At 61.5% G+C, this 15,471-nt stretch carries 17 protein-coding genes; 6 read left to right on the plus strand and 11 right to left on the minus strand.

What is annotated here, in order from left to right:
* Positions 1–10 precede the first annotated feature (10 nt).
* Positions 11–1,795 (minus strand): aspartate--tRNA ligase, encoded by a 1,785-nt coding sequence (gene aspS / locus P8L30_01605; protein MDG2238894.1) that lies wholly within the window; start codon positions 1,793–1,795, stop codon positions 11–13.
* An 8-nt stretch (positions 1,796–1,803) separates the two neighbouring features.
* A complete protein-coding gene (locus P8L30_01610; protein MDG2238895.1) occupies positions 1,804–2,178 on the minus strand; it encodes a VanZ family protein in 375 nt (124 codons plus the stop codon).
* Positions 2,179–2,280: 102 nt separating this feature from the next.
* Between P8L30_01610 and rlmN the strand changes: the two genes are divergently transcribed.
* On the plus strand, positions 2,281–3,405 hold the full coding sequence (rlmN, locus tag P8L30_01615; GenBank protein ID MDG2238896.1) for a 23S rRNA (adenine(2503)-C(2))-methyltransferase RlmN: 1,125 nt from the start codon (positions 2,281–2,283) through the stop codon (positions 3,403–3,405).
* Here rlmN and lepB read toward each other — a convergent pair.
* The 3 genes from lepB to P8L30_01630 are packed head-to-tail and all read right to left on the minus strand — an operon-like array spanning position 3,361 to position 5,208.
* The gene (gene lepB, locus P8L30_01620) at positions 3,361–4,161 is read right to left on the minus strand and encodes a signal peptidase I (protein ID MDG2238897.1); all 801 of its coding nucleotides are present in this window, start codon (positions 4,159–4,161) and stop codon (positions 3,361–3,363) included. The genes rlmN and lepB overlap by 45 nt on opposite strands.
* Positions 4,149–4,628 (minus strand): LytR C-terminal domain-containing protein, encoded by a 480-nt coding sequence (locus P8L30_01625; protein MDG2238898.1) that lies wholly within the window; start codon positions 4,626–4,628, stop codon positions 4,149–4,151. The genes lepB and P8L30_01625 overlap by 13 nt, the downstream gene beginning before the upstream one ends.
* Positions 4,618–5,208 carry a hypothetical protein gene (locus P8L30_01630; GenBank protein ID MDG2238899.1) on the minus strand — a complete coding sequence of 197 codons (591 nt, stop codon included), beginning with the start codon at positions 5,206–5,208 and terminating at the stop codon, positions 4,618–4,620. The genes P8L30_01625 and P8L30_01630 overlap by 11 nt, the downstream gene beginning before the upstream one ends.
* Positions 5,209–5,292: 84 nt before the next feature.
* Between P8L30_01630 and P8L30_01635 the strand changes: the two genes are divergently transcribed.
* Positions 5,293–6,936: an NFACT RNA binding domain-containing protein gene (locus P8L30_01635; protein MDG2238900.1), complete on the plus strand. Its 1,644-nt coding sequence runs from the start codon at positions 5,293–5,295 to the stop codon at positions 6,934–6,936.
* Between the two features lie 5 nt (positions 6,937–6,941).
* Here P8L30_01635 and trpA read toward each other — a convergent pair whose 3' ends face one another.
* Genes trpA through trpC form a run of 5 tightly spaced genes read right to left on the minus strand, consistent with a single transcriptional unit; the run spans position 6,942 to position 10,640 of the window.
* Positions 6,942–7,718, minus strand: a complete 777-nt coding sequence (gene trpA, locus P8L30_01640) for a tryptophan synthase subunit alpha (GenBank protein ID MDG2238901.1) — start codon at positions 7,716–7,718, stop codon at positions 6,942–6,944.
* Positions 7,715–7,927, minus strand: a complete 213-nt coding sequence (locus P8L30_01645; protein ID MDG2238902.1) for a hypothetical protein — start codon at positions 7,925–7,927, stop codon at positions 7,715–7,717. Before P8L30_01645 ends, trpA begins: the two co-directional genes overlap by 4 nt.
* Positions 7,928–7,947: 20 nt before the next feature.
* Positions 7,948–9,150, minus strand: a complete 1,203-nt coding sequence (gene trpB / locus P8L30_01650; protein MDG2238903.1) for a tryptophan synthase subunit beta — start codon at positions 9,148–9,150, stop codon at positions 7,948–7,950.
* A gap of 2 nt (positions 9,151–9,152) precedes the next feature.
* On the minus strand, positions 9,153–9,821 hold the full coding sequence (locus tag P8L30_01655) for a phosphoribosylanthranilate isomerase (GenBank protein MDG2238904.1): 669 nt from the start codon (positions 9,819–9,821) through the stop codon (positions 9,153–9,155).
* Positions 9,822–10,640, minus strand: a complete 819-nt coding sequence (gene trpC / locus P8L30_01660; protein MDG2238905.1) for an indole-3-glycerol phosphate synthase TrpC — start codon at positions 10,638–10,640, stop codon at positions 9,822–9,824. It abuts the gene before it with no gap.
* A 58-nt stretch (positions 10,641–10,698) separates the two neighbouring features.
* Between trpC and lexA the strand changes: the two genes are divergently transcribed.
* Positions 10,699–11,307: a transcriptional repressor LexA gene (gene lexA, locus P8L30_01665; protein ID MDG2238906.1), complete on the plus strand. Its 609-nt coding sequence runs from the start codon at positions 10,699–10,701 to the stop codon at positions 11,305–11,307.
* A gap of 25 nt (positions 11,308–11,332) precedes the next feature.
* Here the strand turns inward: lexA and trpD are convergent, their stop codons facing one another.
* Positions 11,333–12,373, minus strand: a complete 1,041-nt coding sequence (gene trpD / locus P8L30_01670; GenBank protein ID MDG2238907.1) for an anthranilate phosphoribosyltransferase — start codon at positions 12,371–12,373, stop codon at positions 11,333–11,335.
* Positions 12,374–12,499: 126 nt separating this feature from the next.
* On the opposite strand from trpD, the gene truA reads away from it, so the two are divergent.
* From truA to P8L30_01685, 3 genes are read left to right on the plus strand one after another with little or no spacing between them, the layout of a single operon-like run.
* On the plus strand, positions 12,500–13,315 hold the full coding sequence (gene truA, locus P8L30_01675) for a tRNA pseudouridine(38-40) synthase TruA (protein MDG2238908.1): 816 nt from the start codon (positions 12,500–12,502) through the stop codon (positions 13,313–13,315).
* Entirely contained in the window at positions 13,312–13,968 is a 657-nt protein-coding gene (fsa, locus tag P8L30_01680; protein MDG2238909.1) for a fructose-6-phosphate aldolase, read from the plus strand. The genes truA and fsa overlap by 4 nt, the downstream gene beginning before the upstream one ends.
* A gap of 30 nt (positions 13,969–13,998) precedes the next feature.
* Entirely contained in the window at positions 13,999–15,471 is a 1,473-nt protein-coding gene (locus P8L30_01685; protein ID MDG2238910.1) for a trypsin-like peptidase domain-containing protein, read from the plus strand.

The raw sequence follows: 15,471 nt of genomic DNA on the forward strand, positions 1-15,471 counted from the left end.
CCTAGGAGGGCTAGCCCTCCTCTGTCTCCCGTCTCTTCACGATCAGGCCGAGCTCTTCGAGTTCGGAGTCACCCAGTGCGGTCGGAGCCCCTTCGAAAAGAGCTCGGGCCGCCGTCGTCTTCGGGAATGCAATTACATCCCTCAGACTACCCGATCCGGTAAAACGCTGCACGATTCGGTCCACTCCCAGCGCGATGCCTCCATGAGGCGGCGCTCCGGCAGCAAGCGCATCGAGAAGAAAGCCAAACTTTTCGTCGATCTCTGCCTCATTGAGGCCTAGTGCCCTCAGAATACTGCGCTGAACCTCAGGCTGGTGATTCCGGATACTGCCTGATCCCAACTCGGTGCCATTATACACCAAGTCGTACGCTGTGCCTCGTACGGAGACCGGATCCGTCTCAATTCGATCAATGTCGTCCGCGTGTGGCATTACGAAAGGGTGATGGCTGGCCACGATCACGCCATCGAATTCTTCGAAGACCGGGAATTCGGTGACCCAGAGCCAGGAGTGCTCAGTCGTGAGTGGCAGTTCCATCGCCACCGCAGCTGCAGCCCTGGCCGCCGACAGCGCCGGAGACGTGACGGAGTCTTGCCCGGCAGATGCCAAGATCAAGTCACCAACTGAGAGCCCCATGGCTTCAACATTGGCGGGCCCTAAGAACTTGCCGAGCGGACCCGAAGTCCCCTCGTCTTTCACCTTCGCCCAGAACAACCCCGGAGCGCCAGCTTCCTTCGCCTTCGCTTCAATCCCTTCGATTTGTTTCCGCGACAGGCGTGCCCCACCCACGAGGTGCAGACCGCGGAGCCGACCGCCCGCGTCGACGGCGGAGCGCACGATTCCCATCTCCACGTCACGCGTCGCATCGGTCCAGTCACTGATCTCCAACTCGTACCGTAGGTCGGGTCGATCCGAGCCGTACCGCTCCATAGACTCGTGCCACGAGAGTCTCGGGAACGGCCGTTCCGCAGGGATGTCTGCTACGTTGGCGAGGCTCGCCATCAGGCCTTCAATCCAAACCAGAATGTCCTCTGGTTCGACGAACGAGGCCTCGACGTCGATCTGCGTGAATTCGGGCTGGCGATCCGCACGAAGGTCTTCATCGCGGAAGCATCGAGCGATCTGGAAGTACCTGTCGAAGCCGGCAACCATCAGGATCTGCTTGTAGATCTGCGGGCTCTGCGGAAGGGCATAGAACTCCCCTTTGTGCACACGACTCGGGACCAGGTAGTCGCGAGCTCCTTCGGGAGTCGCTTTCGTCAGGATCGGGGTTTCGACTTCGATGAAGCCGTGCTGATCCATGTAATTCCGGGTTTCCAAGATGAGCTTGTGCCGCAGTACCAGCGCCTGCTGCAGCTCCGGGCGCCGCAGATCCAGGACTCGGTGTTGCAGTCGGAGTTCTTCCGCCGGCAGCTCGTCATCCGCACTGCGATACACCGGGATCGCCGGCGTGCGCGCATCGGAGAGGATCTGCAATGAACTCGCGCGGACTTCGATGTCGCCCGTCGCCATATCGGTGTTTTCGGCCCCTTGGGGGCGGGTCGTCACAACACCTTCGACTCGGATCACATCCTCATGTCCGATCTTATGAGCGAGTTCAAGCGAAGCGGCATCCGTCCAATCCGGCCCGAACGACACCTGAACGAGGCCACTTCGGTCGCGAAGATCCACAAAGAGCAGGCCGCCGAGGTCACGACGGCGGTGTACCCAACCTGCGAGATGCATCCTGGAATCGGCATCCGACCCTCGTAGGCCGCCTACCATCCGCGTGCGAAGCTGTGTCCGTTCGATTTCCATGTTCGCCATCAGAGTGTCGTTTCTGTTGCAGTTCTGCGTGTCTCGATCCACCAGTACAGCGCCATATAGCCGATCACAATCCCCGCTGCGTCAGCGAGCCAATCACTCACGGCGGGATACCGCCCCGGTACGAACGACTGATGCCACTCATCGCTGGCACCGTACAAGACCCCAGCCGCGATCAGTAGTCCGTGGGACCATCCGACCGATCCCTTCCACCGTCCGTAAACGAGGGCAGCTCCCAGGACCGAATAAACGCAGGTGTGGATGAATAAATCGCTAACCGAGATGCCTTCAATGGCCGACCCCGGAATCGAACTCAACAAAAAAAGGACCACTGCCCAAAGAACAGCGGGTCCCCACGCAAACATTTGATTGGTCACCGGGGGTGATCTCCCTCGTCTTCAGCGGGTTCCGGTTGACGGCTAAGTTAAGCCCGCCCCACAGGTGATTCAAGAAAACGGCCCCCACCGACCCCACCGGGAATGACGACAGAAGCCCGCATTGACCTCCTCTCATTGACGCCAGACGACCTCCGTTCGGCGTTAGAGGACCATTTCGCTCAGCGCGGCCAGCCTGAGTACAGGGTCGGTCAGGTGACGAAGTGGCTCTATGAGCGGCTCGCCGGGTCGATCGATGAAATGACCGACCTCTCTGTGACGGAGCGTGATACCCTTTCAGAGTCGTTCACGGTAGCGGAGCCTGAAGTCGCCCGGGTCGAGATCAGCAAGGACGGGACAGTCAAACACCTGTGGCGTTTGGCGGACGGCGAACTGGTCGAATCCGTGCTCATTCCGACAAAGAAGCGCCTGACGCTGTGCATCTCATCACAGGCAGGCTGTGCAATGGGGTGCACATTCTGCGCGACGGGTTGGGGTGGCTTTGACCGACAACTCACTGCGGGTGAGATCGTGACGCAGTATCGAGCCTCCCGTCGCTGGGCCAAAGAAAAGGGCCTCGGGCCGATCAGCAATATCGTGTACATGGGGATGGGCGAGCCGTTGTCGAACCGGAAGGCCGTCCACCCTTCTCTGACGATCCTGAACCAGGGCTACGGTGTGGGCGCGCGTCGCATCACAGTTTCCACGGTCGGTGTCGTGCCTGGAATCGACGAGTTAGCGCAGCGCCCAGAGCAGTTCCGGTTGGCTCTCTCTCTCCACGCACCACAGTCCGACCTTCGGCGCGAGCTGATCCCGTTGGAGAAGCGGCATCCCCTTCCGGAGGTTATCGAAGCACTGAGAAAATTCGATGCCGCCGGAGGTAAGCGGATCACTTTCGAATACACGATGATCCGAGGGATAAACGACGACCTGGTGCTCCTGCCCGCCCTCGCGGACCTCGCCTCTCAGGTGCGTGCTTTCGTAAACCTGATCCCGTTCAACCCGATCCCATATCAGGATTGGGAAGCGTCCGAGCCAGAGCGTATTGCCGAATTTGCGCGAGGACTCGAAGACCGGGGCGTTTCAGTCGCGGTCCGTGAGACTCGCGGCCAAGACATCGACGCCGCGTGCGGCCAGCTCAGGGCTCACACCCTGGTTCAAATCGAGAAGCACGGGACCGCGGAGCTACCTGATGCCGCGCCCGACTCGGTCAAGCCGAACCTCGCGTAACCACGGGAAGGGTCGATAGGACCCTTTGTTGTACGAGAAGTATGTGAAGACCGCCCTCCCCTCCAGGCGCCATCCCTCGAGAAGACCCCAATACCTGGAATCGAGGCTGGTCTCCCGGTTATCACCGAGCATGAAGTAGCGATCCTCGGGAATAACCAGAGGGCCCCAGTTGTCGCGAGTCGGAGCATACGTACGCGCATCCATCCCGGGTACGAGGTAGTCACGCTGCCAGGCCATCCAAGGATGACTCTCGTCCCTCACATCCGAGTGCTTCAGGTAGGGTTCCTCTGAAGCTTCACCGTTCACATAAAGAACCCTGTCGCGCATGCGGACCGTGTCCCCAGGCATGCCCACCAATCGCTTCACGAGCTTGATCGTTTCTTCGTGTGGAGGGTCGAATACGAGGACATCGCCCCGGTGGGGCTTCGAATAGCCCGGAATGCGGATCCCGGTCAACGGAATGTGCGAACCGATGGCCGCTCGGTTCACCAGGAGCATGTCGCCGACTAGAAGCGTCTCTTCCATCGATCCTGACGTGATCACGAACGTCTGAACGAGGAATGACCTCAGAAAGATGAAGAGAACTGCGGCGATGATGATGGACTTGGCCCATTCACTCGCAGCGTTCAGCGACTCCTCGGAGCCTCCCTCGTCCGCCTTGTCCTTTTTCGGGCCTGCCTCGTTCTTCGCCATCGCCGTCTTCAGCACCTCTTCGGACGATGCTGCTGTGAGCAGACCGTCATCTATCGAAACCAACTCCGGGGATCCCACCGTGCACGCGCGCCCGGAGCCACCGCGGGGGCATCGACGGGTGCGAGCCATTCACTACCGAGCATTACGGACACATCTACGAAGAGTTCCGGATCCGGCTCGCTGAGGACGTTACGGATTCCGAGTGCCTTGGCAACGGCCTCAGCCATTTGCCGGTCACCCACCCTGTCCACAACGCTTGAGCTGTTGCCCGTCACCTCGGGAGCGTTGCCGTAGTAGACCACATCCAACCCAAGGTCACGGAGATAGCTCGTGGCACCGCCCGCGAGCCCCGAGACATCACTCGCGTTCAGGACTTCGACCCGAATACGCACACCTGGCAACGGGCGGCCAGTCGCGTCGACGACCGGATCGACTACGGGTTCCCGGTCCCAGGGGCGTGTGAGGAGGAGGCCCACGCCCGCTACGGCGAGTACGACTCCAACCATGACCACACGGTTCTTACCCTTCATCGGTCGCTACCAGCGCATTCCAAAATCGGACCGTATCGGGCAGCAGGTCGACACCGCGCCCGACAATGTGGCTGATGCGACCCGCCACGACGTCCCGCGTCACACCCTTCAGGTCATGAGGCATGCGAGCCCGGAGGCTAGCTCGCCATTCCTGTTCAAGGGTCCGCCCAGGTTCTAGAAAGTCGGCCACGTACAAGGCTCGCCCCAAGACACCCAGCGACGCGTGACCTGTAGTGTGGTATGCGATCGCATAAAGGGCTTCGCCGTCGAGTACACCTTCGATCCGCAGTCGCTCAGCCGCTGCGGGTCCATGCAGGAGTGGGGCCGGCAGACTCGCCACGCCGGGCGGGACCTTTCGAGCCAGTTCCACGGGAGACGCCTCGCGAAGCACATCGTGCAGCTGGCCCACCGCGATCCAGCGATCCACACTCTGGGGCCCGAGATCGAGAATCACGGCCCACTGGCCAAGCAATTCGGCGACCCTACCCATATGCGCGCGACGGGCCTCCCCTGCGACGGTCCAGGAAGGCAGTCGTCCTTGGGCGGCAGCGGCCATGATGGGATGCGGAGATGTGTTCACGGCTTAGAAGATCGCGTGCTTGGAGGTCCTCCGGGAGACCCCGACTTCATCCCTCCAGAGGATTCTCTCGATTAGCTTCCGCCGATGGGAATTCGTTGGGACGCGCTCTTGGTGCGCGAAGTCGCGCGCGAGTTGAATGACAAGCTCGCCCGTGCACGATTGCGCGCCGTGCGGTTCGACGGAAATTCGCGCGACGCGATCTTGTTTTTTCGGGAAGCAACTGTGGTGTGGCGACTGCACCCAGACCGCGGCACCGTGAGCGTTCACGAGCCCCGTGACCCGGGGGCAGACGCTCTCCCGCTGGCCTCTCGGGTTAGGCGCATTCACGCCCCAGCAGATGAGCGCCTCATTGTGTTCGAGCTCATCCCAGTCCGGGGAAGACGACAAGCTTCAGATCTTGTCGTCGAACTTCTCGGGAACCAGTGGAATTGCCTCATCGCCGAGGGAGAAGCCGGTATCCTGCGGCATGTGCTGCACACCCGCACAGGCAAACGCCTCCTAAGGGTTGGACAGCCCTATCAGCGGCCCGCGGCTTCCGCCCGACTCGGTGCGGACAGCATAATAGTGACCCGCACGGAATGGGCCGCCTGGGTCGGGAACGTCCCGCCCGAAGAACGAGCGAAGTCCCTGGTCTCCGGCGTAGCCTGGACCTCGCCTCTCAACGTGAAGGCGTTACTCCCACCCTCTGAGTCTCCGTCGGAGACCGATCCTGGATTCGCTCTTTGGCGTCAACTGGCTGAAGGAAGCGCATTGACTCCCTGCCTCCTCCGCCTGGAACGGGGAGACCAGCCATATCCGGTCGCCCTCCCAGGCGTCCAATACGATCCGGTCGAATCGCTACTCGCCGCGTTCACCCACTTCAGCGAAGGCGATGAGGGCATTGGAAGCCCTGAAAGTACGCTCGTCGACCCACACGTTCTCCGCCGGTTGGAGAAAGAGATCGAGAGCGCAGAGCGACGAGGCACCTCCCTCGTCGCGGAGTTGGACTCACTGGAGGACCCCGAGAAACTGAGAGCCGTCGGAGACCTCCTTTTGGCGCGCTATCACGACATCCCGACAGGGGTAGAAAGCGCCACCATCAAAGACTTCGAGGGAAACCCTGTCGTGGTGCAGCTCGATCCGGGCGCACCGGCTCACAAGAACGCAGCGGCGTACTACGACCGGGCGGCCAAAACGGACCGCGCCCTGAAACGGCTCCCCGCGATGATAGAGGCAGCCAAGTCGGACGCTTCGGACTTTCGCGACCTGCTCCTCAAGGCCAGCGCTGGATTGGCGACGTCCGAGGAAATCGAAGCCCGGTTACCGGCGGCCAGAGTCGTCCGCGCTCCAAAAGGCGAAGAAGAGTCGCTTCCGTACCGCCGCTACACGAGTTCGGGTGGCATCGAAATCAGAGTCGGCCGCGGAGCCAAACACAATGACGCCCTCACATTCCACCACGCTGCACCCAACGACGTTTGGTTGCACGCGAGACATACCGCGGGCGCACATGTGGTGCTGCGTTGGTCAGGTCCAGGCAACCCGCCCGGTCGAGATCTGGAGGAGGCTGCGATCTTGGCAGCGCTCCACTCAAAGGCCCGCACATCCGGAAGCGTTCCGGTGGACTACACGCTTCGAAAGTATGTGCGGAAGCCAAGAGGGGCCGCTTCAGGAGCCGTCCTTCCAGATCGCGTGAAGACCTTATTCGTACGTCCCGACCCGGAGGTCGCGGAGCGCCTAGCGGACGCGTAAGGCGGCTAGTCGTCCATCCCCGCTCGGAGGCCCGCTACGAAGTCCGCCCCTGCCTTCACCCCATGCTCGCCGAGGATGCGAACCAAAGCGCTACCGACCACAACTCCGTCCGCCAATCGTGCAACTTCGGACGCCTGGTCGGGCGTCGAGATTCCAAAGCCCACGGCAACCGGCAGCTGGACCGCCGAGCGCACGGCCGCTACTTCGTCGGCAAGCGACGAGCTCAATTCTGTCCGGGCTCCGGTGACACCGGTGCGGGAGATGTAGTACAAAAAACCAGACCCTCCTTCCGCCACTGCGGCGACACGCTCGGGGGGCGTGGTCGGCGCCACGAGACGAATCAGATCGATCGGCGAATCGATGATCTGCCGCTCGAGGTCATGATCCGCTCCGGTCGGGAGGTCGGTGAGCAGTAGCCCGTTCGCTCCTGCCTCATGCGCGGCTGACAGAAAAGCACCGACGCCGTAACTGAACACTGGATTTAGATACGTGAAGATGACTACCGGCGTCTCATGCGACTCTCGGAAGATGGCTATGTCTGAGAGGACTGACTGGACCGTGGTGCCACCGGCCAGCGACTCGAACGACGACTTCTGAATGGTCGGGCCGTCGGCGAGGGGATCGGAAAACGGAATCCCCAACTCGATCACGTCCGCCCCCGCCTCGGCGAGTGATACCAACGCCTCTACGGTTGAGTCCTTCGAGGGATACCCCGCCGTGATGTAAGGCACGAGCGCAGCCCTGCCCTCGGACCGTCTGGCGTTGAATGTGGCGGAGATCACGCAATCAGGTCGTCGCTGACGAGGATCCCATACTTCTGTGGATCGGTCGTCTTGATGATGTAATGGGCGGGCTTCCCGGTCGCAGGGTCGGCAACCGCGAAGTCAAGCGTCTTGGGCTCGGTCAGAGACACACCTTCGGCGACCGGCAGGTCGTCCCCCCAGTCTCCGGTGGCCCGAACGCCGCCCTGTCCATCTGCTACTTCGCTCAACGCGCGCTCCGACCGACCCATTAGAGAAGTGACCCGCGTCCCTCAACGCGGGCGACATGTGCAACGTCTTTGTCGCCACGACCAGACAGGCATACTACGAGGGGACCACCGTCGCGATAGGCCTCCCCCTCTGCGAGGACGTGAGCTATTGCGTGGGCGGATTCCAAAGCCGGTATGATCCCCTCCAATTCCGACAATCGGTGGAATGCCGCCAAAGCCTCGTCATCAGTGACTGCAGTGTAACGCGCCCGACCCGAATCCTTCAGATGTGAATGTTCGGGCCCAACGCCGGGGTAATCGAGGCCGGCAGAAATCGAATGCGCCGGCGCCACCTGTCCGTCCGAATCCTGGAGAAGATAGCTCAGGGAACCGTGCAAAACACCGGGCCTCCCCGCACTCAACGAGGCCGAGTGCAGGCCAGATTCGATCCCGGATCCCGCGGCCTCCACGCCAACCAATTCTACTTCAGCATCCGGGATGAAAGCGTGGAATATGCCCATCGCGTTCGAGCCTCCGCCCACACATGCGACAACCGCACCCGGAAGCCGACCTTCAGCCTTTAGAATCTGAGCCCGAGCCTCGACGCTGATGATCGACTGGAAATCACGGACCATGCGAGGGAACGGATCGGGCCCCACGACCGAACCAATGATGTAGTGCGTCGTCTCCACATGGGTCACCCAATCCCGGATGGCCTCGTTCGTAGCGTCTTTCAGGGTGCGAGTGCCGGACGATACCGGCCGAACCTCAGCCCCCAGCAGCTCCATCCGGTAGACATTGAGTGCCTGGCGCTCAACGTCTTCCTCCCCCATGTAGACCACGCAGTCGAGGTCGAACAGGGCACAGGCGGTCGCGGTAGCCACACCGTGCTGCCCAGCCCCCGTCTCCGCGATGATCCGGCGCTTCCCCATACGCATCGCGAGAAGAGCCTGCCCGAGCGTGTTGTTGATCTTGTGGGCGCCCGTATGGTTCAGGTCTTCGCGCTTGAGATAAACAGAAGGATGCCCGATGGCATCACCGAGTCGGGTGGCATGGTAGAGGGGCGTCGGCCGACCAACGAACTGCGCGAGCAATCCGTGGAACTGGTCCTGGAACGCCGCGTCTGTTGAAGCCTCGGCATACGCCACCACGAGTTCATCCAGTGCCGTCCTAAGAGTCTCAGGCACGTACCGGCCACCGAACGAGCCAAAACGGCCAGTGTGTGGCTGGGTCTCTGAAGTCACAGCTATGGATGCTCCTCGAAGGACGAGATCTTGCGAGCCTCGTCGAAGAAACGCCTCAGGCACTCGGGGTCTTTCGCCCCGGGCTCGACTTCGACACCCGAGGACACATCTACGACGTTGGGCAGAAAGCGTGCGGCAGCTTCCGCCACGTTGTCCGGGTTCAGGCCCCCTGCTAGGACAAACCTATTGTGGTTCGGCAGCATGCGCCTCACCTCCGCCGGGAGCAGCGTCAATTGCACCCCACCCCCACCAACGACGCCGTCCTTCCAACCTTCCACGAGAAATCCATCCACTACATCTTTATGTGTGGACACTACGTCTTGGAGATCGGCCAAGGCCCCTGCACGCACCGCCTTCCAAATGAGTCCACTCCATCGCGCCGCCAAATCAGTAAGCATCTCCGGAGACTCTGTACCATGGAGCTGAAGGACATCGGCTTCGATCGATTCGGCCAACGCGAGTGCATCTTCGGCGCTTTCGTCAACGACCACTGCCACCCTGCGGGCGGACGTACCCGAAAGGATCTGGGCAGCAACGGGGCCGGAAACGCTCCGGCTGAATCCCGGTGAAAGAATGACGCCGAGGTAATCTGTGCCGAGTTCGTCGGCGAGGGCTGCGTCTTGCGCTCTCTGAAGGCCGCAGATTTTTACCATTGGGGGGTGGCCGGACATCTAACGATCCACTCGTGACACGCGGGACAGACGCGCGGCTTCCTCAGACGGATCCTCCGCTTTCAGGAGTGTTTCACCAACTAGGATCGCATCGACCCCTTCCGCTCCGAGTCGCTCAACGTCTCGTAGGGACTTGATCCCACTCTCCGACACCACCACGACATCTCTAGGGAGCTGTTCTAGCAGGCGAGTCGTCGTGCGGAGGTCCGTGGTGAAGGTTGCCAAGTCCCGGTTGTTGATTCCAACGATCTTCGCTCCCAAGGCCATCGCGCGGTCGAGCTCTCTCTCGTCGTGCGTCTCCACAAGAACGTCCATCCCGAGCCCCGTGGCCTCGTCGAACAGGCTTCGCAGCGAGCTGTCCGTCAGAATTCTGACGATGAGGAGAACCGCATCCGCACCGATTGTGCGCGCCTCGACCACGTGGAGCGGATCGAGAGTGAAGTCCTTCCGCAGAATGGGAATGCTCGTCCCTTCGCGGATGGTCTCGAGGTCAGCGTTCGATCCACCGAAGTACTGACGATCGGTCAGAACGCTCAGGGCAGCCGCGCCCGCGTCCTCGTACGAACGCGTGAGCGACACAGGGTCGAGATCGGGTCGGATCTCCCCCGCTCCTGGTGATCGGCGTTTGCACTCGGCAATCAGTGACACGTGATGCGGCACGGAAAGAGCTTCTGCGAAGCCACGGATGCGCGGAGCATCCGCTAGGGAGGCTTCGAGTTCCTCTCTCCTCAGCAAAAGTGTGGTGAGTTCCTCGTGTTTGGTCTCCACGATCGAGGCCAGAACCCCAGGAAGCGCTTCAGATACTTGCGTTTCGGGCAACGTTCGGGTATCCTTACTTCGGTTCCTGTTCGGGTCTTACGCGAGGAGTGCGAACGACATGCCGCTGACCAAGCGCCAAAAGGAAATTCTAGACTACATCAGTTCTTTCATCGCAGATCAGGGTTATGCCCCGAGCTTCGAAGAAATCGCGGAGTCCTTCGGGTACTCGTCGCTCGCTACCGTGCATGAGCACCTGACCAATCTGGAGCGCAAGGGCTACATAAGGAAGTCTTACAACGAGTCCCGCTCCATCGAACTGGTGAACCCCGGTCAGGGTCACCCATCCATCGAACTGCCCCTTTTGGGCGCGGTGGCCGCCGGTCTCCCGATCGAAGCGATCGAGGAGACAGAGACATTAGCAGTGCCCCCGGACATGGTGCGTCGGCAGAGGGACAACTACGTCCTGCGCGTCGAAGGGAACTCGATGATCGAGGAGCAGATCCGGGATGGTGATTACATCGTGGTTCAGGCTCAGGAGTCGGCCGAAGACGGGCAGATGGTCGTCGCGTTAGTCGGGGGCGATTCCGCGACAGTGAAGAAGCTCTACCGCGAACCGGGGGGAATGATCAGGCTTCAGCCTGCCAATCCTACTATGGAGCCGATCATGGCAGACGCTCGAGACGTCCGCATTCAGGGCATCGTCGTCGGAGTCATTCGGAAGTACTAGTCGCGCTTCTCAAAGCTGGCTTCGTTCAGACTCGATTCGTCGCATCTCGGAGTCGATTGAGCGCATCTTGAGCGGCTCCACTATCGACGGCAGATGCCGCCATGGCGACGCCTGATGCAAGCGTTTCCGTCGCCTCCCCCACCCAGAGGGCCGCAGCGGCGTTCACGAGCACCGCTGTGCGAGCGCCACCCGGTGCACCGGCCAAGACGCGCAGCATCACCTCAGCGTTTTCGGCTGGTTCTCCGCCGGCCAACGACTCGATCGACGCGGACTCTAAGCCCAGTTCTTCAGGGGTCACCGTGTATCGAACGATCTCACCGTTCACGACCTGCGCCACCTCGGTCGGACCTGACGGGCTGATTTCATCCATACACGGGGCACCGTGCACGACCATGCCCCGTGTGTGTCCGAGTTCCCGTAGAGAGGCGGCAATAAGGTCGATCAACGCGGGATCGGCCACACCAATGACCTGACGACGCGCGCCGGCCGGATTCGTAAGCGGGCCCAGAATGTTCATCATGGTCGTGATGCCGAGACCTCTACGGACGGGCCCCACATGGCGCATGGCCGGATGCAACAAGGGTGCGAACATGAACACGATCCCGGCCTCGCCAAGGACCTCGCCCATTCGCGTGGCGGAAAGGTCGATCTTCACACCGAGCGCCTCGAGAACATCGGCGCTCCCACTCCTCGACGTGAACGACCGATTCCCGTGCTTTGCGATCTGAACTCCGGCCCCAGCCGCGACAATCGCAGCGGCCGTGGAGATGTTGAACGTTGTCACCCCGCCACCGCCTGTTCCAGCCGTATCAACCAGAACAGTGGGGTCGGAAGAATGAACCGGCACCATGGCCTTCCGTAGAGCCCTCACGCCACCTGCGACTTCGACCGGGGTTAACCCCTTCGCTCGAAGCCCGACGAGAAGACCCGCCATCTCGACCTCGGAGGCCGCTCCGGCCATGAACAGATCGATCGCTCCCTCGGCCTCTTTGGCCGAGAGATCTTTGCCGTCGACCACTGCGCCGATCAGATCTGTGAGCTTCACATCCACCGTACGGTCAGACAATCCTATGTCTCGCTCGTCTTGAGTTGACGCTAGAGCGTGAAATCCTAATCGCAATGCCGTTTTTCGGCCAATCTTGCGTACTTGAACATCGCTTGACATCGCCCCGATCCGATCTACCTTTTCGCGGTGGAAGCCCCCGAAACGATCCGAATGATGCTGACCCTCCACTACGACGGGTCCGAATTCCATGGATGGCAACTCCAGCCAGATCAGCGGACCGTTCAGGGCGAGCTCCAGGCGGTGCTCAGCCGGCTCGCTGATTCGCCCCGAACCGTACTCGGTTCGGGCCGTACGGATACGGGAGTCCATGCCGTGGGCCAGGTGGCGTCGGTGGACATGCCTTCAAAGTGGACGTCGGCACAACTCCTTCGGTCACTGAACGCCACGTTGCCCGTCGACATCTGGATCGACTCGGTCCAGCGCGCCTCGTCTGACTTTCACCCTCGCTACGATGCCGTAGCTCGGAGCTACACGTACCGAGTGGGAATCCCGCGGGTCACCGCCTCACCGTTCCATCGCGGATCATGCTGGGCACTGGGTGAAGACCTAAATTTAGAGATTCTGAACGCCGCGGCGGCTCGATTCGTGGGCGCCCACTCATTCGAGGCCTTCGCCAAAGCGGGGCAGCCGGAGCGTGGATATGACTGCGTGATCGCGGACGCCACATGGACGCCATGGGAGTTCGGAGTCGAATTCAACGTGACGGCAGACCGATATCTCCATCACATGGTGCGCTACATCGTTGGCACCTCGGTCGACATCGCTCGTGGGCGGCGGCCTGTCCAGGACATCGATCTCTTATTGGCGGGTGACTCCGCATTGACGACTTCACCCCCTGCTCCGGCGGAGGGCCTCTTTCTCGCCCGTGTGGAGTACCCTTCGCACGTCATACTCGCTGACCCTACGCCTGACTCAACACAACGGAGCACTGCCACCGCATGAAGATCTTTCTTGATACCGCGGACCTCGACGAGATCCGTCGCGCCGCCGACGCCGGCCTGATCGACGGCATCACTACGAATCCGTCGCTGATCGCCAAAGTCGCCGGGGATCGAGATCCTAAGGAGATCTACCGCGAGATCTGCGATATCGTGGACGGCCCGATTTCGCTCGAGGTCGTTGGGCTCGACCGAGACACGATGGTCGCGGAAGGACGGAAACTTGCGGCCATCCATGAGAACGCCGTCGTAAAGCTCCCACTGACAGAAGACGGCTTGAAAGCCTGCCGCGATCTAGTCGCCGAGGGCTTCAAGACGAACGTGACGCTGTGCTTCTCCGTCTCCCAAGCGCTGCTGGCAGCCAAAGCGGGCGCGACCTACGTCTCACCGTTCGTGGGGCGCATCGACGATATCTCAGGAGAAGGCATGGATCTGATCCACCAGATGCGTCAGGTGTTCGACAACTACGGATTCGAGACCCAAATTTTGGTCGCTTCGATTCGCCATCCTGGCCACGTGATCGAGTCGATGATGATGGGCGCCGACTGCTGCACGATTCCGCCGAAGGTGCTTTGGCAGCTCAGCAAACACCCGCTCACCGACAAGGGGCTCGATGGATTCATGGCTGATTGGGCGAAGCTGGGTGCAGATCTCTAGCAAGAGACAGTGAATGGAGCGATCGCGGGGATGACTGGGAAGCTGAAGACATTTTGGAAGGCCTGTGTGTTGGTCGCGCTCGCGGCGAGCAGCGCGTGCACGGCAGACGCGGCGGAGGCACGGCAGGCGGACGGGGGTCCGATCGTTGAGGAGCCCCTCGCCCGCCAGGCCTCGCCGGAGCCGGCCCCACACACACAAGAATCGAGCGTGGTCACATCAGGCCAGGTCGACCAAAGCCGCCGCACCGCGATCGTGCGTGCGGCGAATCGGGTCGCCCCCGCGGTGGTCAATATCGCCGTGATCCGGACCCGCCAGGTCCAGGCTCGATCCATGTACGAAAGCTTTTTCATGCCCCGAGGGGGCACACGGCAGAGCGCCGGCTTTGGATCCGGGGTGGTCGTCCGGAGCGACGGGATTGTGCTGACGAACGATCATGTGATCCAAGATGCAGATCAAATCCGCGTCACACTGCCGGACGGACGCGACTTTGACGCGGAACTCGTTGGGACGGACCCTCTCGCCGATATCGCGGTCCTGCGCATCAGTGGGCCAGACCTACCCGTGGCACCAGTCGGTACCGTGCAGGGCCTGATGATCGGCGAATGGGCACTCGCGATCGGCAATCCCTTGGGCAACTACGTGGCGGACACTGAACCAACCGTCACGGCTGGCGTAATCTCGGCGATGAATCGGAACATCACACCGTCCGCGGATGGACAAGGAATCTACCTTGGGATGATCCAGACCGATGCGTCCATCAATCCCGGAAACTCGGGCGGTGCCCTGGTCAATGCGGCGGGCGAGGTCATCGGGATCAATGCCTCCATTATTTCTCGGAGTGGAGGAAGCGAGGGCCTCGGCTTTGCGATCCCCATCGACCGAGCCCTGCGCATCGCGGACGACCTGGTGCGGACCGGAGAGGTACGTCGCGCGTGGGTCGGCCTAGATGTCGAACCCGTTGAAGCTGACGCATGGGGGAGGACACGGGGAGTACGGATCGCGCGGGTGGCGGATAGCTCGCCCGGAGATCTCGCTGCTCTTGAGCCGGGTGACCGCCTCCTTTCTGCGAACGGCCGGTCTCTGGCGGGGACGCTGGACTTCGAGGGAATCCTCCTCGACCTCCGGGCTGAAGACGCGTTAGTGCTCGAAGTTCAAGGCCGATCGCGCCCAGTTACGCTCGACGCGGTCTCCTTCCCGTCCGAGACGGCTGAGAGGGTGATCGTTCTTCGGGATCTGCAGCTGATTACGGTGACTCCGCAGGTTCGGGCAGAACGCCAGATCGCGAGCGAGGCAGGAGCTCTGGTGACCGCTGTGTCGGACGAACTCTCGCGCTCACTCGGCCTCGCCCCCGGAGACGTTATTCTCAGGATCCTCCGTACGCCCGTCAGGACGGCGGAAGACGTGGTGAACATCTTTGAGGCACTCCGCGGGACCGGACGAGTCCCGCTCTACTTCGAACGCAATGGCGCCCAATACGTGCGCGAATTCAACTGGAGACGGTGA

This window comes from Longimicrobiales bacterium, from assembly GCA_029245345.1.
GTDB lineage: Bacteria > Gemmatimonadota > Gemmatimonadetes > Longimicrobiales > Gaopeijiaceae > CALFPJ01.

Excerpts from the sequence above, each read along its gene's own strand:
- P8L30_01655 (MDG2238904.1), bottom strand. The coding sequence starts at position 9,821 with ATGTCCGGCCACCCCCCAATGGTAAAAATCTGCGGCCTTCAGAGAGCG.
- aspS (MDG2238894.1), bottom strand. The coding sequence starts at position 1,795 with ATGGAAATCGAACGGACACAGCTTCGCACGCGGATGGTAGGCGGCCTA.
- P8L30_01625 (MDG2238898.1), bottom strand. The coding sequence starts at position 4,628 with ATGAAGGGTAAGAACCGTGTGGTCATGGTTGGAGTCGTACTCGCCGTA.
- P8L30_01685 (MDG2238910.1), top strand. The coding sequence starts at position 13,999 with ATGACTGGGAAGCTGAAGACATTTTGGAAGGCCTGTGTGTTGGTCGCG.
- lexA (MDG2238906.1), top strand. The coding sequence starts at position 10,699 with ATGCCGCTGACCAAGCGCCAAAAGGAAATTCTAGACTACATCAGTTCT.
- rlmN (MDG2238896.1), top strand. The coding sequence starts at position 2,281 with ATGACGACAGAAGCCCGCATTGACCTCCTCTCATTGACGCCAGACGAC.
- P8L30_01635 (MDG2238900.1), top strand. The coding sequence starts at position 5,293 with ATGGGAATTCGTTGGGACGCGCTCTTGGTGCGCGAAGTCGCGCGCGAG.
- fsa (MDG2238909.1), top strand. The coding sequence starts at position 13,312 with ATGAAGATCTTTCTTGATACCGCGGACCTCGACGAGATCCGTCGCGCC.